The organism is Bradyrhizobium sp. GW821-FHT13H06 (assembly GCF_058803975.1).
This window is the reverse complement of record NZ_JBXAPN010000002.1, coordinates 57,611-77,266: the sequence shown is the minus strand read 5'-3', so window position 1 is coordinate 77,266 and position 19,656 is coordinate 57,611. Positions and strand designations below refer to the sequence as shown.

Annotated in this window: 18 protein-coding genes; 9 read left to right on the top strand and 9 right to left on the bottom strand. The window is 66.0% G+C overall.

All coding sequences use genetic code 11. From position 1 onward, the window contains the following. The first annotated feature begins 174 nt into the window (after positions 1-174). The 5 genes from AC1RQP_RS07130 to AC1RQP_RS07110 are packed head-to-tail and all read left to right on the top strand — an operon-like array spanning position 175 to position 5,402. The gene (locus AC1RQP_RS07130) at positions 175-1,050 is read left to right on the top strand and encodes a branched-chain amino acid ABC transporter permease (protein ID WP_239628000.1); all 876 of its coding nucleotides are present in this window, start codon (positions 175-177) and stop codon (positions 1,048-1,050) included. Next, a complete protein-coding gene (locus tag AC1RQP_RS07125; protein WP_492936430.1) occupies positions 1,047-2,045 on the top strand; it encodes a branched-chain amino acid ABC transporter permease in 999 nt (332 codons plus the stop codon). Before AC1RQP_RS07130 ends, AC1RQP_RS07125 begins: the two co-directional genes overlap by 4 nt. Further along, complete coding sequence (locus AC1RQP_RS07120) at positions 2,042-2,785, top strand: ABC transporter ATP-binding protein (RefSeq protein WP_492936429.1); 744 nt, start codon at positions 2,042-2,044, stop codon at positions 2,783-2,785. The genes AC1RQP_RS07125 and AC1RQP_RS07120 overlap by 4 nt, the downstream gene beginning before the upstream one ends. An 11-nt stretch (positions 2,786-2,796) precedes the next feature. Beyond that, positions 2,797-3,534 carry an ABC transporter ATP-binding protein gene (locus AC1RQP_RS07115; protein WP_492936428.1) on the top strand — a complete coding sequence of 246 codons (738 nt, stop codon included), beginning with the start codon at positions 2,797-2,799 and terminating at the stop codon, positions 3,532-3,534. Beyond that, on the top strand, positions 3,531-5,402 hold the full coding sequence (locus tag AC1RQP_RS07110; protein ID WP_492936427.1) for a bifunctional sugar phosphate isomerase/epimerase/4-hydroxyphenylpyruvate dioxygenase family protein: 1,872 nt from the start codon (positions 3,531-3,533) through the stop codon (positions 5,400-5,402). The genes AC1RQP_RS07115 and AC1RQP_RS07110 overlap by 4 nt, the downstream gene beginning before the upstream one ends. Before the next feature lie 175 nt (positions 5,403-5,577). Here the strand turns inward: AC1RQP_RS07110 and AC1RQP_RS07105 are convergent, their stop codons facing one another. Beyond that, positions 5,578-6,750 (bottom strand): ABC transporter substrate-binding protein, encoded by a 1,173-nt coding sequence (locus tag AC1RQP_RS07105; protein ID WP_492936426.1) that lies wholly within the window; start codon positions 6,748-6,750, stop codon positions 5,578-5,580. Positions 6,751-7,073: 323 nt separating this feature from the next. Between AC1RQP_RS07105 and AC1RQP_RS07100 the strand changes: the two genes are divergently transcribed. Next, complete coding sequence (locus AC1RQP_RS07100) at positions 7,074-8,336, top strand: NAD(P)/FAD-dependent oxidoreductase (protein WP_492936425.1); 1,263 nt, start codon at positions 7,074-7,076, stop codon at positions 8,334-8,336. Positions 8,337-8,501: 165 nt separating this feature from the next. Here AC1RQP_RS07100 and AC1RQP_RS07095 read toward each other — a convergent pair whose 3' ends face one another. The 3 genes from AC1RQP_RS07095 to AC1RQP_RS07085 are packed head-to-tail and all read right to left on the bottom strand — an operon-like array spanning position 8,502 to position 11,315. Continuing rightward, on the bottom strand, positions 8,502-9,713 hold the full coding sequence (locus AC1RQP_RS07095) for an ABC transporter substrate-binding protein (protein WP_492937113.1): 1,212 nt from the start codon (positions 9,711-9,713) through the stop codon (positions 8,502-8,504). A 59-nt stretch (positions 9,714-9,772) separates the two neighbouring features. Then, positions 9,773-10,096, bottom strand: a complete 324-nt coding sequence (locus tag AC1RQP_RS07090; protein WP_061879696.1) for a 2Fe-2S iron-sulfur cluster-binding protein — start codon at positions 10,094-10,096, stop codon at positions 9,773-9,775. A gap of 10 nt (positions 10,097-10,106) precedes the next feature. Then, the gene (locus AC1RQP_RS07085; protein WP_492936424.1) at positions 10,107-11,315 is read right to left on the bottom strand and encodes a cytochrome P450; all 1,209 of its coding nucleotides are present in this window, start codon (positions 11,313-11,315) and stop codon (positions 10,107-10,109) included. Positions 11,316-11,398: 83 nt separating this feature from the next. Between AC1RQP_RS07085 and AC1RQP_RS07080 the strand changes: the two genes are divergently transcribed. Next, entirely contained in the window at positions 11,399-11,905 is a 507-nt protein-coding gene (locus AC1RQP_RS07080) for a MarR family winged helix-turn-helix transcriptional regulator (RefSeq protein WP_492936423.1), read from the top strand. A 408-nt stretch (positions 11,906-12,313) separates the two neighbouring features. Here the strand turns inward: AC1RQP_RS07080 and AC1RQP_RS07075 are convergent, their stop codons facing one another. Then, the gene (locus tag AC1RQP_RS07075; RefSeq protein WP_492936422.1) at positions 12,314-14,164 is read right to left on the bottom strand and encodes a feruloyl-CoA synthase; all 1,851 of its coding nucleotides are present in this window, start codon (positions 14,162-14,164) and stop codon (positions 12,314-12,316) included. Between the two features lie 150 nt (positions 14,165-14,314). Between AC1RQP_RS07075 and AC1RQP_RS07070 the strand changes: the two genes are divergently transcribed. Both AC1RQP_RS07070 and atzF read left to right on the top strand, forming a co-directional pair. After that, positions 14,315-14,821 (top strand): MarR family winged helix-turn-helix transcriptional regulator, encoded by a 507-nt coding sequence (locus AC1RQP_RS07070; RefSeq protein WP_492936421.1) that lies wholly within the window; start codon positions 14,315-14,317, stop codon positions 14,819-14,821. A 195-nt stretch (positions 14,822-15,016) separates the two neighbouring features. Then, positions 15,017-16,822: an allophanate hydrolase gene (gene atzF, locus AC1RQP_RS07065; RefSeq protein ID WP_492936420.1), complete on the top strand. Its 1,806-nt coding sequence runs from the start codon at positions 15,017-15,019 to the stop codon at positions 16,820-16,822. Between the two features lie 128 nt (positions 16,823-16,950). Here the strand turns inward: atzF and AC1RQP_RS07060 are convergent, their stop codons facing one another. From AC1RQP_RS07060 to AC1RQP_RS07045, 4 genes are read right to left on the bottom strand one after another with little or no spacing between them, the layout of a single operon-like run. Next, the gene (locus AC1RQP_RS07060; RefSeq protein WP_239628033.1) at positions 16,951-17,673 is read right to left on the bottom strand and encodes a GntR family transcriptional regulator; all 723 of its coding nucleotides are present in this window, start codon (positions 17,671-17,673) and stop codon (positions 16,951-16,953) included. Next, complete coding sequence (gene hpxZ, locus AC1RQP_RS07055; protein WP_492936419.1) at positions 17,670-18,065, bottom strand: oxalurate catabolism protein HpxZ; 396 nt, start codon at positions 18,063-18,065, stop codon at positions 17,670-17,672. Before hpxZ ends, AC1RQP_RS07060 begins: the two co-directional genes overlap by 4 nt. Position 18,066: 1 nt before the next feature. After that, positions 18,067-19,461, bottom strand: a complete 1,395-nt coding sequence (locus AC1RQP_RS07050) for an AtzE family amidohydrolase (RefSeq protein ID WP_492936418.1) — start codon at positions 19,459-19,461, stop codon at positions 18,067-18,069. 7 nt (positions 19,462-19,468) lie between these two features. Continuing rightward, positions 19,469-19,648 (bottom strand): DUF4089 domain-containing protein, encoded by a 180-nt coding sequence (locus AC1RQP_RS07045; RefSeq protein ID WP_492936417.1) that lies wholly within the window; start codon positions 19,646-19,648, stop codon positions 19,469-19,471. Positions 19,649-19,656 lie beyond the last annotated feature (8 nt).

The window sequence follows — 19,656 nt, the reverse complement described above, 5'->3', positions numbered from 1 at the left end:
CTCCCTCTCCCCGCTCTTCGCGGGGAGAGGGTCGGGGTGAGGGGCTGCTTCCGCGAGTCCAACCGTTAGCGAATTCGCGGAGGCAGCCCCTCACCCCGCCCTCTCCCCGTAAGCACGGGGAGAGGGAGACGAAAGAGCGGGGCGAGGGAGAAGACAGAACGGCGAGAGGGAAAAATGTCCAACCTATTCGATCTACTGGTCGCAGGGCTCGCCACCGGCGCGATCTACGCGCTGGTCGCGGTCGGCTTCACGCTGCTGTGGCAGACCTCGCAGACCATCAATTTCGCCCAAGGCGAGTTCGTGATGCTGCCGGCGTTCCTGATGCTGGCGGCGATGCATGTGGGCGCGCCGTTCTGGCTCGCCATCATCCTCGGGATCCTGCTTTCGATGATCCTGCTCGGCCTCGCCTTCAAGCTGCTTCTGGTCGACCCGATGATGCGCCATGGCGTGCTGCCGCTGGCGATTGCGACGATGGCGCTCGCGATCGGCATCAAGGAGGCCGTCAAGCAGTTCTACAGCGCGGAAGCCTCGCCCTTCCCCTCGATCGTGCCGACCGGCGACATCTCCATCCTCGGCCACGCCGTCTCGCTGCAGAGCATCGGCGTGCTCGTCGTTGCCATCCTCGCCGTTCTTGGACTGACGACGCTGCTCAACCGCACCTCGCTCGGGCACCAGATGCAGGCTGCGGCGCAGAACCCGACGGTGGCGCGCATCATCGGGGTCCCGGTCGAGCGCATGATCCTGCTGACCTTCCTGATCAACGCCTTCCTGGTCGCGCTGGCTTCGCTCTTGATCACGCCGATTTACCTCGCAAAATTCTCCTCCGGCGAGGTCCTGGGCCAGGCCGCCTTCATCGCCGCGATCGTCGGCGGCTTCAATCAGGTGCGCGGCGCGATCGCCGGCGGCCTCCTGATCGGCGTGCTCGACAATCTCGCGGCCGCCTACGTCTCGACCCAGTATCGCGCCGCCGTGCCGATGCTCTTCCTGATTGTCGTCATCCTGTTGCGGCCGCAGGGCTTGCTTGGCCGTGCCGAGGAGCGCACCGTATGAGCGGATTCGCCAAACCCCTGAAGATCGCGCTTGGCCTTGCCGTCATCGCCGGCCTGATCATCGTCCCCATCAACTTCAACCGCTACGGCCTGTTCATCCTCAGCCAATGGGCGGTGATGAGCATCGCCGCGATGGGACTCAACCTCACGCTCGGCTATGCCGGCCAGGTCTCGCTGGCGCAGGGCGCCTTCGTCGGCATCGGCGCCTATGCGGCGGCGATCATGACGACGCATGGTTGGCCCCTGCCGGCGGCGATCGTGGTCGCGATCGTCCTGAGCTTCGCGGTCGGCTGGGTGCTCGGCTATCCCGCGCTGCGCGTGCAGCACCACTACCTCGCCTTCGTCACGCTCGCCTTCTCGACCTTGGCCTTCCTGGTATTCCGCAACGAGAGCTGGCTCACCGGCGGCATCTACGGCATCTCCAACATCCCGCGTCCGCACGTCTTCGGGCTGGCGACCAACAAGCCGCTGCCGTTCTATTATGTGTGTCTCGCCTCGCTTGCGATCGTGTCGCTCGCGATGTGGTGGCTGATCCGCTCGCCGTGGGGCCGCGCCTTCATGGCACTGCGCGAGAATCCGCTGCGCGCGCAATCGCTCGGCATCGACACACGGCGCTACACGCTGATGGCGTTCGCGATCGGCTCGGCACTCGGCGGCGTCGCCGGCGCGCTCTATGCGCCGCTGACGCAGTATATCGACCCTGTTCCGTTCAACCTGTCGCTCTCGCTCGACCTGCTGATGATGGTGATCGTCGGCGGCGCCGGGTTCTATTTCGGTCCCTTCCTGGGCGCCATGATCGCAGTGCTGCTGCCGGAATGGCTGCGCTTCACCGAAGGCTATTATCTGATGCTCTACGCCGTCGCCGTGATGCTGCTGCTGATCTGGTCGCCGACGGGCATTCTGGGAATCCTCGACCGCTATCTCGCCGAACGCCGTACCAAGGCGGCCTCCGCGCTGCGCGCCGTCGCGAAATCCCGCCTGGAGACGGCGCAATGAGTGCGGTCCTCGAAGTCACGGACATCAAGAAGAACTTCGGCGGCATCAGCGCCGTCGGCGGCGTCTCGTTCGACGTGCGCGAGGGCGAGATCCTCGGCCTGATCGGCCCGAACGGCTGCGGCAAGTCGACCCTGTTCAACTGCATCCTCGGCCAGCTCACCCCGAGCGGCGGCGAAGTGAAGCTTGACGGGCGGGTCGTCACCGGCCTGCGTCCGTCCGAGCTCAACAAGCTCGGGGTCAGCCGCACCTTCCAGCTGCTGCAGGTGTTCCCGAAGCTCTCGGTGCGCGAGAACCTGATCCTCGCCGGGCAGGAGCACCAGGGCAACATGGCCTCGCGCCTGGTCGGCCGCTCCGATGCCGGGCTGACCGACGCCGCCAACCAGATGATCGGCTTCTTCAAGCTCGATCATCTCGCCGACGAGCCGGCCGGTGGTCTCTCCTATGGCCAGCAGAAGCTGCTCGATGCCGCCATGGCCTTCATGGGCGGACCACGCCTGGTGCTGCTCGACGAGCCCGCCGGCGGCGTCAACCCGTCGATGCTGGCGGGCCTCAAGGACCGGCTGGTCGCGATCAATCGCGAGAAGAACGCCACCTTCGTCGTGATCGAGCACAACATGGAGTTCGTGATGTCGCTGTGCTCGCGCGTGATGGTCATGGCGGAGGGCAAGGTGCTGGCGATGGGCCGGCCGGACGAGGTACGCAAGAACCCCGCCGTGATCGACGCCTATCTCGGACATTAGGAGAGCGAGCCATGAGCGATCCGATCCTCTCGGTTCACAATCTCGTCGGCGGCTACGGCAAGATGACGATCCTGAACGGCACCACCTTCACCGTGCCGCAGGCGACCATCACCACCATCATCGGCCCGAACGGCGCCGGCAAGTCCACCGTCTTCAAGGCGATCTTCGGCCTCTTGAAGCTGCGCGAGGGCAAGATCAGCTTCGCGGGTCGCGACGTCACGAATTTGAGCCAGCGCGCGCTGCTCAATGCCGGCATCTGCTACGTGCCGCAGGGGCGCAACATCTTTCCCGAGCTGTCGGTGCGCCACAATATCGAGCTCGGCGGCGTCGCCGCCGACAAGGGCCTCGACCTGCCCAGGCGGATCGAGGCGGCGCTCGACCTCTTCCCCGCGCTGCGTCGCAAGTCTACGCAGCAGGCCTCGACGCTGTCGGGCGGCGAGCAGAAGCAGCTCGAGATTGCCCGCTCGCTGCTGCTCGAGCCGAGACTCGTGCTGATCGACGAGCCCTCGATCGGCCTGTCGCCGCTGATGGTGCAGCAGACCTTCGATATCCTCAGGAGCCTGCGCGACCGCGGCGTCACGATCCTGATGATCGAGCAGAACGCCCGCTCGGCGCTCGAGATCTCGGACATCGGCATCGTGCTCGAGCTCGGCCAGACCCGCATGGTCGATGACGCAAAGCGCATCCTGAATGACCCGCGCATCGGCCAGCTCTTCCTCGGCGGAGCGATGGAGGAGAGCGCGGCATGAACAAGCGCTCGATCGCGACGGTCTCCCTCTCCGGGGCCCTCGACGAAAAGCTCCGCGCCATCGCAGCCGCCGGCTTCGACGCGGTCGAGATTTTCGAGAACGATCTGCTGTCGTTCGGCGCAGGCCCGCGCGACATCGCAAAGCTCTGCCGCGATCTCAATGTCGAGATCTGCGCATTCCAGCCGTTCCGCGATTTCGAAGGCATGCCGGAGCCCCAGCGTACGCGCAATTTCGCACGCGCGATGCGCAAGTTCGATCTGATGCAGGAGCTTGGCACCGAACTGCTGCTGATCTGCTCCAACGTGTCGCCCGCCTCGCTCGGCGGCATCGACCGCGCCGCGGACGATTTTCGCGAGCTTGGCGAGCGCGCCGCCAGGCGCGGCTTGCGCGTCGGCTACGAAGCGCTGGCCTGGGGCCGCCATGTCAGCGACTATCGCGACGCCTGGGAGATCGTGCGCCGCGCCGATCATCCCGCGATCGGCGTCATCCTCGACAGTTTTCACGCCCTGGCGCCGGGCTTTCCGACCCGCGCGATCGCTTCGATCCCCGGCGACAGGATCTTTCTGGTGCAGCTTGCGGACGCGCCAAAGCTCGAGCTCGACATCCTCTCCTGGAGCCGGCACTTCCGCTCCTTCCCCGGCCAGGGCGACCTGCCGGTCGCCGAGTTCATGGCCGCGATTGCGGCGACCGGCTATGCCGGGCCGCTGTCGCTGGAGATCTTCAACGACCAGTTCCGCGCCGGCTCGGCGGCGCAGACCGCGATCGACGGGCTGCGCTCGCTGATCCTGCTGGAGGACCAGCTCGCACCGGACTGGCCGAAATTTGCCGGCGAGCCGCTGGCGCCGAAGGCCGGGAGCCGCGGCACCGGCTTCGTCGAATTCGCCGTCAACGAGACCAAGGCGAGCGAACTCGGCCGCCTGTTTTCGCAGCTCGGTTTCCGCAAGACCGGCCAGCACCGCAGCAAGGCGGTCGAGCGCTGGTCGCAGGGCAAGGTCGAGCTCGTCATCAATTGCGAGACCGACGGCTTTGCCCATTCGCACTACGTCACGCATGGTCCCGGCGTCTGCGCGATTGCGCTCGATGTCGACAATGCCGGTCTCGCCATGCAGCGCGCCGAGACGCTGAAGGCGCGGACCTTCTACCAGCCGGTCGGGCCGGGCGAGCTGGAAATTCCCGCGATCCACGGCGTCGGCGGCAGCCTGCTCTATTTCCTGGACCAGGCCGGCAAGAACTGGGACACCGATTTCGAGCCCGTCACGAGCGATGCAAGCACGGACGCGCTGCTCGCCGTCGACCACATCGCGCAGTCGATGCCCTATGACGAGATGCTGTCCTGGCTGTTGTTCTACACCGGCATCCTCGATCTGAAGCGGCTGCCGCAGATGGAGATCGTCGACCCCAGAGGCCTCGTGCAGAGCCAGGCCATCATCAACGGCGACGAAAGCCTGCGTTTCGTGCTCAACGGCTCCTCAGCCAACCGGACGCTGCCGGCGCGCTTCATCTCCGAGTTCTTCGGCTCGGGCGTGCAGCACGTCGCGTTCGCGTGCCGGGATATCTTTGCGACCGTTGCCGCGATGCGCAAGCGCGGTGCGGACTTCCTGGATATCCCCGAGAACTACTACGACGATATCGAGGCCAAATACGACCTCGCACCCGAACTGATGGCGCAGCTGCGCGCCAACTACATCCTCTACGACCGCGAGGGCGACGGCGAATTCTTCCAAGTCTACACCCACATCTTCGACGAGCGGTTCTTCTTCGAGATCGTCGAGCGACGGAGCTATCAGGGCTTTGGCGCGGCCAACGCCGCCATCAGGCTCGCAGCGCAAGCCCGCGAGGTGAGGCCGATGAGCATGCCGCGGGTGTGACGGTCTTTCCCTCTCCCCTTGTGGGAGAGGGTGGCTCGCCGCGAAGCGGCGAGACGGGTGAGGGGTATCTCTCCTCACGAACGATCCCGCGAGTGGAGAGAGCCCCTCATCCGGCGCTTCGCGCCACCTTCTCCCACAAGGGGAGAAGGGGCTACGTCGCGCGTGGCTGCAATTGTTACTTCATCTTGCACTTGTCGTGGAAGCGATCCTGGTCGTTCTCGACAATGGTGGCGACGGTCTTCAGCGCGAGCTGGCCGTCGGCGTCCTTGACCACGTCCTGGAGATAGAAGTTCTGCACCGGGATGTGGTTGTTGCCGAACTTGAACGCGCCGCGCACCGACTTGAAGTTGGCCTTCTCCATCTCCGCCTTCATCGCGTCCTTCTTGCTGGTGTCGCCCTTCACCGCGACCAGCGCGCTGTTGATGAGCTGGGCGGCGTCATAGGACTGCGCACCGTAGAAGGTCGGGCGCAGGCCGGGATACTTCTTGCGATAGTCGGCGACGAAGCGCTTGTTCTGCTCGTTGGGGAGGTCGTTGACCCATTGCTGCGCGCCGGGCACCCCGAGCGCGTTCTCCTTCTGGAGCGGCAGCGACAGCTCGTCGATGGTGAAGGCGGTGTAGAGCGGCATCGTGCTCTTCAGTCCGGCCTGCGCATATTGATTGAGGAACTGCACGCCGGCGGCACCGGGGTAGAACACGAAGATCGACTCGGCGCCGGAGGCGCGCGCCTTGGAGAGCTCGGCGGAGAAGTCGAGCTGGCTCGGCCACACCGTGTATTCCTCACCCACGACCTGGCCCTTGAAGGTGCTCTTGACGCCGGCCAGCATGTCCTTGCCGGCGGCGTAGTTCGGGCCGATCAGGAACACCGACTTGACACCCTTCTGGTTCATGTAGGTGCCGACCGCCTGCGGGGTCTGGTCGTTCTGCCAGGAGGTCGAAAACACGTAAGGCGAGCACAGCTCGCCCGCGAGCTGCGACGGTCCGGCATTGGCCGAGATCAGGAAGGTCTTCGAATCGACCGCGGTCTTGAGCGAAGCGAGCAGCACGTTCGACCAGATATAGCCGACGATGAAGTCGACCTTGTCGGACTGCACCAGTTTCTCGGTCTTCTGCTTGCCGACGTCGGGCTTCTGCCCGTCGTCCTCGTAGATCACCTCGACCGGCTTGCCGTCCATCTTGCGTCCGAGATGATCGAGCGCGAGCTCGAAGGAATTGCGCATGTCGTTGCCGATCACGGCGGTCGGGCCGCTGAAGGTCGAGACGAAACCGATCTTGATGGTGTCGCCGGCGAATGCCTGATTTGCCAGCACCAGCGCCGCTGCGCCTGCCAGCCAAAATGCCGTCCTCATAACCACTCCCCTCCTTATATATTATCGGTCCCGGAAACGGATGATCGCCGCTCCGGGCCTGTTTCTATTGAACGCAAAATCTGTCGAGCCGCCAATGGCTCAGCGCCCGCCCTGCACCATATTTCGCCTCAATCAGCGATGGCAAGAAATATAATTCTACTCACTTCGGCCGAGGCCAGCCCAGGGCCGGTCCGGGGCTGCGGCGCTTTTTCGCGCCAGATCGATACATCAGGCCTATGCGGCGATTGATGACGGTTATTGGACCGCGGCGCCCAAACCGCACTTAAATGAAGGTGAGCAGCAGCTAGATTCGAGGGTGCATCATGGCCGCAAATCCCCATCGCGTCGTCATCGTCGGCGCCGGCTTCGGCGGGCTGGAAGCGACCTACCGGCTTGCGGGCGCGGGCGTCGAGATCACGCTGATCGACCGCCGCAATCATCATCTGTTCCAGCCGCTGCTCTACCAGGTCGCGACCGCCTCGCTTGCGACCAGCGAGATCGCCTGGCCGATCCGCCATCTCATGCGCGATCGCCGCGATGTGACGACGCTGTTTGCCACCGTGAGCGGCGTCGACACGGCGCGTCGCTGCGTGCTGATCGACGACGGCAGTGAGGTGCCCTACGACACGCTGGTGCTCGCCACCGGCGCGCGGCACGCCTATTTCGGCCATGACGAATGGGAGCAGTTCGCGCCCGGCCTGAAAACGTTGGAGGATGCGACCACGCTGCGCCGGCATATCCTGGTGGCGTTCGAGCGCGCCGAGCGCGAGACCGATCCGGAGAGGCGCGCGGCGCGGATGACCTTCGTCATCGTCGGAGCCGGCCCGACCGGCGTCGAGCTCGCCGGCACCATCGCCGAGATGGCGCATCACACCCTGCCGGGCGATTTCCGCAACATCGACACGCACAAGGCGCGCGTCGTGCTGATCGAGGCGGGCCCGCGCGTGCTCGCAGGATTTCCGGACGACCTTTCGGCCTATGCCCAGGCCTCGCTGGAAAAGATCGGCGTCGAGGTCGTGCTCGGCCAGGCCGTCACCGAGATCAATCGCGAGGGCGTCGTGTTCGGCGGCAAGCTGCTCGAGGCGAAGACCCGAATCTGGGCCGCCGGCGTGCGCGCTTCGCCCGCGGCCGAATGGCTGGGCGCCCCCAGCGACCGTGCCGGGCGCGTGCAGGTCGAAGCCGACCTGACCATTCCCGGCCATCCCGAGATCTTTGCGATCGGCGACACCGTCAGCATTAACGCCTGGAACGGCAAGCCGGTGCCCGGCATCGCACCGGCCGCCAAGCAGCAGGGCCGCCACGTCGCCGAGACCATCAAGGCGCGCCTGCGCGGCGCTGCGACCGGCCCGTTCCGCTACAAGCATGCCGGCAGCCTCGCCCAGATCGGCAAGCGGCTCGCGGTGATCGATTTCGGCCGCATCAAGCTGCGCGGCGCCATCGCATGGTGGATCTGGGGCATCGCCCACATCTACTTCCTGATCGGCCTGCGCCACCGCCTCAGCGTCGCCCTCAGCTGGCTCTGGATCTACGCCCGCGACCAGCGCGCCGCGCGGTTGATCACGCAGGGATCAAGCAAGGTGGTGTAGTTTTTTCCTTCTCCCCTTGTGGGAGAAGGTGGCGCGAAGCGCCGGATGAGGGGTTCTTTCCACTCGCACGATTGCCCATGAGGAGAGAACCCCTCACCCGGCTTCGCTTTGCGAAGCCACCCTCTCCCACAAGGGGAGAGGGTGCAGTTGCGCGCTTGGCTATAGCTACTTCACGAGCTCACATCCGCCTTCCGTCAGCGGACGGAAGGCCTGGTCGGCGGGAATCGTCGAGACCAGCTTGTAGTAGTCATATGGATATTTCGACTCCTCCGGTTTCTTCACCTCGAACAGATACATGGGGTGCACGACGCGGCCGTCCTGGCGGATCGTGGTGTCGCCGAACAGCTTGTCCTTGCCGCTGAACTTCTTCATCTCGGGCACGACGTTCCTGGCATTGTCGCTGCCGGTGGCTGCGACCGCATTGAGATAGGCGAGCGTGGAGGCGTAAACACCGGCCTGATTGCCGCTCGGCATCTTGCCGTTCATTCCGGGCCGGGCGGCGAAGCGCTTGGCGAAGGCGCGGGTGTCCTCGTTCATGTCCCAATAGAAGGCTTCCATGAGCTGGAGCCCTTGGGCGACCTTGATGCCCATGCCGTGGATGTCGTTGATGAAGAGCAGGAAGGCGACGAGCTTCTGGCCGCTCTGCTGGATGCCGAACTCGGCGGCCTGCTTCACCGCGTTGATGGTGTCGCCGCCGGCATTGGCGAGCCCGATCACCTGCGCCTTGGAGCTCTGTGCCTGCAACAGGAAGGACGCGAAGTCGGAAGTGCCGAGCGGATGCTTCGAGGAGCCGAGCACCTTGCCGCCGTGTCCTTCGATGTACTTCTGCGCCTCCGCCTCGATGCCCTTGCCGAGCGCATAGTCCACCGTGAGGAAATACCAGTCCTTGCCGCCGCGCGACATCATCGCGGCCGCCGTGGTGTTGCCGGTCGCCCAGGCGTCATTGACCCATTGGATGGTGTTGGGCGAGCAGGCCTTGCCGGTGAGATCCGAGCTTGCGGTCGAGGACGCCAGGAACGTCATGCGGCTGTCGCGCAGCAGGGCATTGATGGAGAGGCCGACGGCCGAGTTCGGCACGTCGACGATGGCATCGACGCCTTCGACGTCGAGCCATTTGCGGGCGATGGCATTGCCGACATCGGCCTTGTTCTGGTGATCGGCATAGACGATCTCGACCTTGATGCCCTTGCCGCCGCCGTTGAAATCCTCCGCTGCCATGCGCGCGGCCTCGACCGATCCCATGCCGTTGGTGTCCTGGAAGATGCCGGAGATGTCGTTGAGCACGCCGATGCGCACGACATTGTCCGATATCTCGGCATTCGCCGCGCCGGTTACCAGGCTCGCGGCCAGCGCGAGCGTCCATTTCAGACATTTCATCATTTCCCTCCCCTGTTTGGTCGATTGCCGCGCCGGTCTCTGCCGGCGCGTTTGAAAAGTCAGACCTGCCGTTCGGGCAACCTCAGCACCAGCCCATCGAGTGCGGGCGTGATCTTGATCTGGCAGGACAGCCGGCTGTTCGGCCGCCGCTCGCTCGCGGTGCCGTCGAGCAGCGCGTCTTCGTCATCCGCCATCGCGGGCAGGAGTGCGAGCGAGCCGTCGTCGACATACACATGGCAAGTGGCGCACATGGCGTTGCCGCCGCATTCGGCCAGGATGCCGTCGAGACCGTGGCGGGTCGCGGCCTGCATGGCACTCTCGCCGTCGCCGGTCTCGACGCGGTCGGACTTGCCGTCGGGATGAATGAAGGTGATGGCGGGCATGAGCTCCTCGTCAGGCCGGGGTGATGGTGACAGGCAGGCTGTCGAGCCCGCGCAGCGTGTTGTTGAAGCGGCGCTTCGGCTCGCCCGTGATCTCGATCTTGGCGATCCGCCGGGCCAGCGCCGTCAACATCACCTCGCCTTCGAGGCGGGCGACGAGCTGGCCGACGCACATGTGGATGCCGGAACCAAAGCCGACATGGCCGGAGGTGCGGCGGGTGATGTCGTAACTGTCGGGCTCGTCCCAGCGGCGGGGATCGCGATTGGCGGCGGCGAGGAACATCAGCACCTTCTCGCCCTCGCCGATCTGCGCCCCCGACAACTCGACCTCGCGCGTCGTGGTGCGGAAGAAGGTCTGCACCGGACTTTCGAAGCGCACGGCTTCCTCGAAGGCGCCGCGGGCGAGCGTGAGATCCTCGCGCAGGCGCTGCCATTGATCCGGGAAACGGGCGAGGCAATAGACCGCGGCCCCGATGCCGTTGACGGTGGTGTCGAGACCGGCCGACAGCAGTGAGCGCACCAGGAGCGGCGCTTCGGTCGCCGTGATGGCGCCATCGTCGACCTGCGCATGAATGCAGGCCCCAAAGCCGCCCGGCGCCAGGTTCTCGCGCTGGCACTGCTCGGCGACATAGGCCTGGTGCGGTGCCGAGCGTTCGATCGCCTCCTGGCGCAACTGGTTGGGTGGACCGAAGGCGTTGAACACCACGCTGGCATAGGGAATCAGATGCTCCCGCCCCTCCGGCTTCAGGCCGAGCGCATCCGGAAAGATCGAGAGCGGATAGGCTTCCGCAAGATCCGTGATCGCATCGAAGCTGCGCTTCTCCAGCAGCGCATCGACCCGCGCCTCGGCCGCTGCGGCAAAGCGATCGCGGACCTGCTTCATCACGGTGGGCGACAGCACCTTCGACAGCACGGCGCGGGTGCGGGTATGCGCCAGCGGATCGGCCTCGAGGATCAGGCTCGGCGGCCGCCACGGCGTCTCCTTCTTGAAGTCGGACAACCCGACGCCGCGGCTGGAGCAGAAGGTCACGGGATCGTTGAGAACGGCATGGACCTCGGCGTAGCGCGCGACGGCGTACACGTTCCATCTGTCGAGATAGACCACGGGGCCCGCTTCCCGCAGCAGTTCATGCGTGGGGTAGGGGTCGGCAAAAAACTTCATGTCGAAGGGATCGACGTCGAGATGCGGAATGCCTGATTCAGCGGGGCCGGATGCGGTCATGGAAGACCTCCCTCATTTTGATCTTGTGAAAGGGGAGCGCATGCCCTTAGGTCAGCGGGCCCGCCGCGAGTCAGAAACCCGATATGCCGCCGTCCTCGACCAGAGTCCGCCAGAAGCCCGCGCCCACGGATGTGGGACCGACGCTCGACCTCGACCGTTACGTCCCGGCGTTCATCACCTTCATCGCCAACAAGCTCTCGAACAGCGCGACCGCGTTCTATCAGAAGCAGTTCGGCGTCAACGTCACGGAATGGCGGATCATGTCGCTGCTGGCGATCGAACCCGGCATTCCGGCCTCGCGAATCTGCCACGTCATCGGCTTCGACAAGGGGCCGGTAAGCCGGACGCTGGCAGGACTGGAGAAACGCGGGCTGGTCTCGATCCGCACCGATCCGAACGACGGCCGCACCCATTCGATCTCGCTGACGGCGAAGGGGCGCGCCACGCACGACAAGGTGATCGTCGCTGCGTTCGAACGTGAGCGGCGGCTGCTGTCCTGCCTCAGCAAGGACGAGCGCGAGGTGCTGATCGAACTGCTGCGCCGGCTGCACGAAAATCTCGGCGCGGTGACAGGCAGCACCGAGGTCTGACAGGTCGCGCGCGGGGCGCAATCTCCTGTCAGCTCCGGGCATGCGCCGGCATTTGCCGGCGGCACCACTTCTGCCGCGCATTGTTTCCTCCAGAAAAGACGCGGCGGTTTGTTCGCCGTCATCCGTGCCTGGAACGGTTCGCATAAATTAGTTGCTTAGGCAACAAAAGAATCGGAAATATGTTGCGGCAGGGTGGCTGGGCTAGTTTACGGGCCTGGATCCCCGTGTCCCGGACGCGCTGCAGCGTGAAACGCTGCTGCGCAGAGCCGGGACCCATGCGGCCGCGCTGCACTCGGATAGATGGGCCCCGGCTCTGCAGCGCATCACACCGGACGATGCTTCGCATCGCCGGGGCGCTGCGCTGCGTCCGGGGCACGAGAGCTTCCGAGTGGAGAGAACCTCTACTCCTTACGGACCAACCCACTCCGCCGACGCATCATCGTTCAGCCGCGCCACCGCATCGGCCCGGCGCGTCAGCACGGCGCGCTGATTGATATAGCCCTTGTCGGTGATCTCGCCACCGTCGACGGACGGCGGGTCGGCGAGCAGCAGCGCGCGCGTGGCGTGGCCGGAGGAGTTGCCGCTCTGCTGTTTCAGCCTCGCCAGGCCCTGCGCGATCGCGGTTCTGACCTTGTCATGCGCCAGCACGTCGTTCACAGCGGCCGTCTCGGGGAGCCCGGCATGGGCACGGCAGGCTGCGATGTTCGGAAACACCAGGAAGCGCACCTCGTCGCCGCCATGGCCGGTGACGACGATGTCCTGCGCGAGCGGCGCCAGCGCGGCGATGCCGGCGACGCGCAGCGTGCCGACACTGACCCAGGTGCCGGAATTGAGCTTGAAGTCTTCGGCAACGCGGCCGTCGAAGAACAGGCCGCGCTCTGGCCTGCTCGCATCGGCAAGCTTCACTGCATCTCCGATCAGATAAAACCCCTCCTCGTCGAACGCCTGCCTGGTCAGCTCCGGCGCCTTCCAGTAGCCCGGCGTGACGTTGGGGCCGCGCACGCGGACCTCCAGCTTGTCGCCGGAGCCGACCAGCTTCAATTCGGTGCCGGGAATGGGCACGCCGATGTTGCCGGAGCGTTCGGCGAGGAAATGACAATCGGTGGCGAGCGGCGAGGTTTCGGTCGAGCCCCAGGCCGAAACCATCGGCAGCGGACGGCCGACGGTCTCGATGGAGAGCTGCTTCAGGGCATCCCAGAGATTCTGCGGCAGCGCGGCGCCGGCATAGAAGGCGAATCTCACCTCGCCGAAGAAGCGGCGGCGCAGTTCTTCGTCGCTGCGCAGCGCCGCGATCAGCATGTCGAAGCCGCGCGGCACGTTGAAATAGACCGTCGGCATCACGCTCTTCAGATTGGCGAGCGACGTCGCGAACAGGCCGGGGGCAGGCTTGCCGCCGTCGATATAGAGCGAGCCGCCATTGCGCAGGACGAGGTTGAAATTGTGGTTGGCGCCGAAGGTGTGACTCCAGGGCAGCCAGTCGAGGATGACGAGATTGCCGGGGCCCTCGTCGAGAAAAGTCCAGGTCTGCGCCTTGGCTTGCTGACTGGAGGTCAGCATGCGCTGGGTGTTGATGACCGCCTTGGGCGTGCCGGTCGAGCCTGACGTGAACAGGAGTTTCGCGACCGTGTCCGGCGTGAGCGCGGCAAAGGCCCTTGCGACGTCGGGCGTCTCGGGCGTTGCCGCAACGGTGCGGAAGGCGAGTGCGCCATCGTCATTGGCATTGCCGCTGACGATCTGAGCCTGGTGCAGCGGCTCGATAGCTGCGAGCGCTGCCGCGAATGGCTTGGTCGCGGAGACGTAGATCGCGCCCGGCTCGAGCAGCGCAATCATGCTCTTGAGCTTGTCGAAGTCTCTCGACATCAGCGAATAGGCGGGCGAGATCGCGGCCGAGGGCACGCCCACATGCTGGGCGGCAAGCGCGAGCAGCGCGTGATCAATGCTGTTGTCGGAGAGGATCGCGAGCGGGCGCCCTGCGCAAAGACCCTGCGCCAGGATCCAGGACGCGGCGGCGCGCACCTTCCGCAACGCCTCGGCATAGGTGACGGTGATCCAGGGCGCTTCGACATTGCCGCGTTCGGCCAGGAAGATCGCATCGGGCGTTCGCCGCGCCCATTGCTCCAGCCAGTCGCCGACGCAACGGGCGCCATCGCGCAACGGATCCGGCGATCGCAGCACGATGCTGCCGTCGGCGCGTTGCTCTGCGATCGTCCTTGGTGTTGCGAACAGGCCTGCAACGTCACCGTCTGGGGCGACTGTCATGTGTTTCCTCCTCCGCCCGGATATGGGATCGGCCGCAGCCTCGTCCGGGCCGCTTTGGTCATAATGTTGGGCATGGCAATTGTTGTCGTCAACAACAATCTTTCTCTCGAGGCCGCGAGGCGCTAGGGTTGCGCGACAGGAGAGACCGACGTGACAGCCAGCGCAGCCCGGGCCGACAGCCGCCCCTCCCCACGCAAGCGCGCCGGCAACGGCGCCGCACCTCGCGACGTCGCCGACGACGTCGGCCTCGACGCACTGGCCGGCCACGCCGGCTATGCGGTGCGGCGCTTCCAGATCTGGATCTTCCAGGACTTCATCAAGACGCTCGGCGAGGTCGACATCCGGCCGACGCAATATTCGGTGCTGACGGTGATCGGCGCCAATCCGGGCCTGTCGCAGATGGCGGTGGCCAAGCGCCTCGGCATCGAGCGCGCCCGGCTGGTGCATCTGCTCGACAGCCTCGAACAGCGCAAGCTGGTGAAGCGGATCAGGTCGAAGGAGGATCGGCGCTCCCATGCCTTGCACCTCACGGCGCAGGGTGAGACCGCGCTGGCGAAGTTCAAGCGGCTCGCGGCCGAGCACGAGCGGCACGTCGAGGCGAAGATCGGCAAGGAGAACCGGGCGCACCTGCTCCGGATCCTAGCCGGCTTCACCTGATCTCGACCCGCCCATGATTTAGGCAAATGCACGTCACGGGTCGCCAACGCGTCCGCTCACGCGCCTGCCGAAATATCCGCCAACCCGCTGATTTTACGATAATATCCGAAGAAATCGTCCTGCCCGGATAATGTACACAATGGCACATCGCTTGCTTCACTCCAGGTGAGGACATATTGCCGGAGTTTTGTCGCCATGGGGGCTGAGCAGCCTGAAACGATCGCCGCGATTGTGGCCGCGCACCGCGCGGGCACGCTGACGCCGGCGCAGACGGTCGCGCGGGCCTATCAGCGCATCCGCGACCACGATGACCCCGCCGTGTTCATCAGCCTGCGCGACGAGAAGGACGCGATCGCGGAGGCCGAACGTCTCGCCACGAAAGACGCCACCGGCCTGCCGCTCTATGGCGTGCCGGTCGCGGTGAAGGACAATATCGACGCGCTGGGCTTTCCGACCACGGCCGCTTGCCCGGCCTTCTCGTACACGCCGGCGCACGATTCGACTGCCGTGGAGCGCCTGCGCGCCGCCGGTGCCATCATCATCGGCAAGACCAACCTCGACCAGTTCGCAACCGGTCTCGTCGGCGTCCGTTCACCCTACGGCATTCCCAGAAACTCGATCCGCGAGGATCTCATTCCCGGCGGCTCGAGCTCGGGCTCGGCGGTCGCCGTCGGCGCCGGGCTGGTGCCGCTGTCGCTCGGCACCGACACCGCCGGCTCCGGCCGCGTGCCGGCGATGCTCAACAACATCGTCGGGCTGAAGCCGAGCCTCGGCATGATCTCGACCGCGGGTCTGGTACCGGCCTGCCGCACGCTCGACTGCATCTCGGTGTTCGCCTTGACGGTCGACGACGCCGCCCTCGCGCTGTCGGTGATGGCGGGGCCGGACAAGGCCGATCCGTTCTCGCGCGACCGGCCGCTTGGCGCGATCACGCCGATGCCGGCAAACTTGCGCCTGGGCGTGCCGCGCAAGGGGCAACTGATCTTCTTCGGCGACAAGAACGCGGAAGCCGCTTACGGCGATGCACTGAAGCGATGGACTGCGCTTGGCGCCACATTGGTCGAGTTCGACCTCGAGCCGTTCTACGAAACGGCGCGGCTGCTGTATGAGGGCCCCTGGGTCGCCGAGCGATACCTCGTGATCAAGGACCTGCTCGCCTCCGCGCCCGACACGATCCATCCCGTGACGCGCGAGATCACCGCCGCCGGCGCGCGGCTGACGGCGGCGGAAACCTTCTCCGCCCTCTATCGCCTGCAAGGGCTTCGCAAGATCGCCGAGCGTACGTTCACCAATATCGACGCGCTGGTGCTGCCGACGGCGCCGACGGCCTATACGACCGCACAGGTGCTCGCCAACCCGATCGAGCTCAACAGCCGTCTCGGCACCTATACCAATTTCGTCAACCTGCTCGACCTCTGCGGCCTCGCCGTACCCGCATCGATGCGCAGCGACGGCATTCCGTTCGGCATCACCCTGCTCGCGCCCGCAGGACGCGATGCGATGCTCGCCAGCATCGGCCGCGCCTTCCATGCGGATACCCAGCTGACCGTCGGCGCGAGGGGGACGGCGCAGCCGCCGCTCGCAGTGCTCGCTACCGGCAGCAGCGACGAGATTCCCATCGCGGTCGTCGGCGCGCATCTGTCCGGCATGGCGCTGAACGGCGAACTGACGGCGCTCGACGGGCGCCTGATCGAGGTCACCAAGACCGCGCCGGACTACAAGCTCTATGCGCTGCCGACCACGCCGGCCAAGCCGGGCATGCTGCGTGTCGCGGCCGGCAAGGGCACCGCGATCGAGCTCGAGATCTGGTCGCTGTCGCCATCCGCCTTCGGCAGATTCGTCAACGCGATCCCGGCACCGATGGCGATCGGCACCGTTCGCCTGGCGGACGGCCGCAGCGTGAAGGGGTTTCTCGTCGAGCCGGAGGTGCTGGGCGAAGCGCGAGACATCACTGCGTATGGCGGCTGGCGGAAGTTCATGGCAGAAGCTGCGACGGGGTGATCGGCCTCGTGTCCCGGGCGCAGCCGTAGGGTGGGCAAAGCGAAGCGTGCCCACCATCTTCATCAACTAGGAAACACGTGGGCACGGCGCTTTGCGCCTTTGCCCACCCTACGGCACCGCGTGTGCGGCTACACCGACACCGCGTAGATCTCGTACTCCCCGCGCACCAATTCGATATGCGCGCGCATCGCCGCTGCCGCACCTTGCTTGTCGCCGCGCATGATGGCGACGACGACGCGATCGTGCTCGGCATGCGACTTGGCGAGACGGCCGAGATTGCGGAACTGGGCGCGGCGAAACGGCTGCACCCGGACGCGGGTGGCGAGCGTGATCTCGGCGATGTAGCCGTTCTGCGAACCGGTATAGATCGCGTTGTGGAAGCGCTCGTTGACCTCGTGGAAGCGCTCGGGATTGCCGGTGTAGCTCAGCACCCGCAGCTCCTCGTGGATGGCCTCCAGGCCGTGACGCTCGGCCGCCGACATGCGTTCGGCGGCAAGGCCTGCGCACAACGCCTCGAGCTCCGCCATCGCCTCGAACATGCCTTTCAGCCGCTCGACGGATGGCTGCGCCACCACCGCGCCGCGATGGGGCCGTGCCTCGACCAGCCCGCTCGCCACCAGCTGGCGCAGCGCCTCGCGCACCGGGGTGCGCGAGACGTTGAAGCGCCGTGCGATGTCGGTCTCGTCCAGCGGGGAGCCCGGCGCCAGCATCCCGCGCACGATCTCGTCGGCAAGTTGAAGACGCAGCTCCTCGGCGCGCGTGACCTTCTGCACCGATGGCAGTGCCCGGTCGACGCGGGGCACCACCGGCTCGGCCGGCAATGTTCCCCGCGGAAGATCATCAAGCGTCATACGGTCTCTTTCGGCTCGTCGATGATGCTGACATGGGCCGCGACGACGCGCCAGCCCTCCGGGAAGCGAATCCACGTCTGCATCTGCCGGCCGACCTTGCCGGGCGCCGTGTCGCGATAGAACAGGGTGGAGGCCACGGCCGTGTCGCGGCCGTAGCTGGTGATCACCGTCTTTGCGGTGCGCCGGTTCAGCCCGACCGGCGAGCGTGCGGCGCGGAAGCCGGAGATCGCCTCATAGCCGTAGAGGTTCTCGCCGATGCCGTAGCGCAGCGTGCGGGGATCGTTGCGAAAGAGCTCGCCGAGGACGGCGACGTCGTTGCTGACGAGGGCCTGCTCATAGCGCTCGAACGCGGCTCTGACTTCCGCGATCACCTCGGGGAGATCGATCTCCATCTCAAAATCCTCTTGGCGCGGGCGCAGCAACGACGCCCATCTTCTCCAATGCGTGCGCGACGCGCAGCGCAATGTCCTCGCGCCAGGGCGCACAGATGATCTGCACGCCGATCGGCAGCGGCTCGAGCGGCACCGGCACTGCAACGACCGGCAGGCCGATGAACGAGATCGGCTGGGTGTGGATGCCGATATTGGCGCGCACCGGCAACTCGACACCGTCGAGGTTGAAATTCACCTGGCCGAGCTTTGGCGCGGTGCAGGGCGTCGCCGGCGCCAGCAGCACGTCGACCGTTTTGAAGATCTCAGCGAGCTGTGCGCGATACCAGCGGCGGAATTTCTGCGCGCGATCGACCAGCGGCGCCGGCACCATGGCGCCCGCGATCAGCCGGTCGCGCACCGCGGGATCGAAATCGTTCGGGCGCTTGCGCAGACGATCGAGGTGCAGCGAGGCGCCTTCGGTGGTGGTGATGACGTAGGCGGCCGCGCGGGCGCGCGAAGCTTCGGGCACCTCGACCACACGCGTCGCCCCAAGCGCCTTGGCAACGCGGCTGACGGCTTCGACTGCTTCCGGAAACACGTTCTTCTGGAAGTGACCGCCGGCAACGGCGATGCGCAGATCCGAGACCGGATTGGCGAGCAGCGGCAGCGTCGGTTCCAGCCCACGCGTGGTGCAGGCGGCATCGTCCGCATCCGGCCCCTGCATCACGTCATAGGCGAGCGCGAGATCGGTGACGGAGCGCGCGAATGGACCGAGATGATCGAGGCTCGCCACGAACGGGAACGACCGCGCCCGCGACAGCCGGCCGTAGGTCGGCTTGAGGCCAAAGATGCCGCAGAACGACGACGGCACGCGGATCGAGCCGTTGGTGTCCGAACCGAGCGCGAGCGGAACCAGCGCGCCGCCGACGGCGCTGCCCGAGCCGCCCGACGAACCGCCGCTCATCCGCGTGGTGTCGTGCGGATTGCGCGAGGGGCCGTCGTGAACATTCTCTCCGGTGAAGTCGTAGGCGTATTCGCCCATGTTGAGCGCGCCGACGAGAACGGCGCCGGCCGCCTCCATCCGCTCGATCAGCGCCGCATCGCGCTTGGCGGGTGCGAGGTCGCGGTTGATCTTCGAGCCCGCGCGGGTGGGCAGGCCTGCGACGTCGAACAGGTTCTTCACCGCGAACGGCACGCCGGCGAGCGGGCCGACTTTCTTTCCCGCCGCGATATCGGCGTCGATCGCGCGTGCTTTCGCGCGGGCACGCTCGGCGGTGACGTCGGTAAAGGCGTTGAGGATGCCGTCATGCTGCTTGATGCGCGCGAGCGCGGCTTCGGTGGCATCGAGCGCGGACATCTTGCCGCCTGCAACCGCACTCGCGATCTCGGCGGCCGTCATCTCTGGCTTGGCGGTCATGGCAGCATCAGGCCGTAAAGACGGGCGCCGGCTCGGTCTCGTCCGGCAGCGCGAATTCGTCGACGAGGCGGGCGAGCCGCAGCGAGACCTCGAGGTTGGCGCGCACCGCGGGCCTCCAGGCCTCCTCGATCGGCAGCGCCAGCGCTTTCGATACGGCGTCGATATAGTCGTCCAGGGGTTCGGCCATCACGCTCT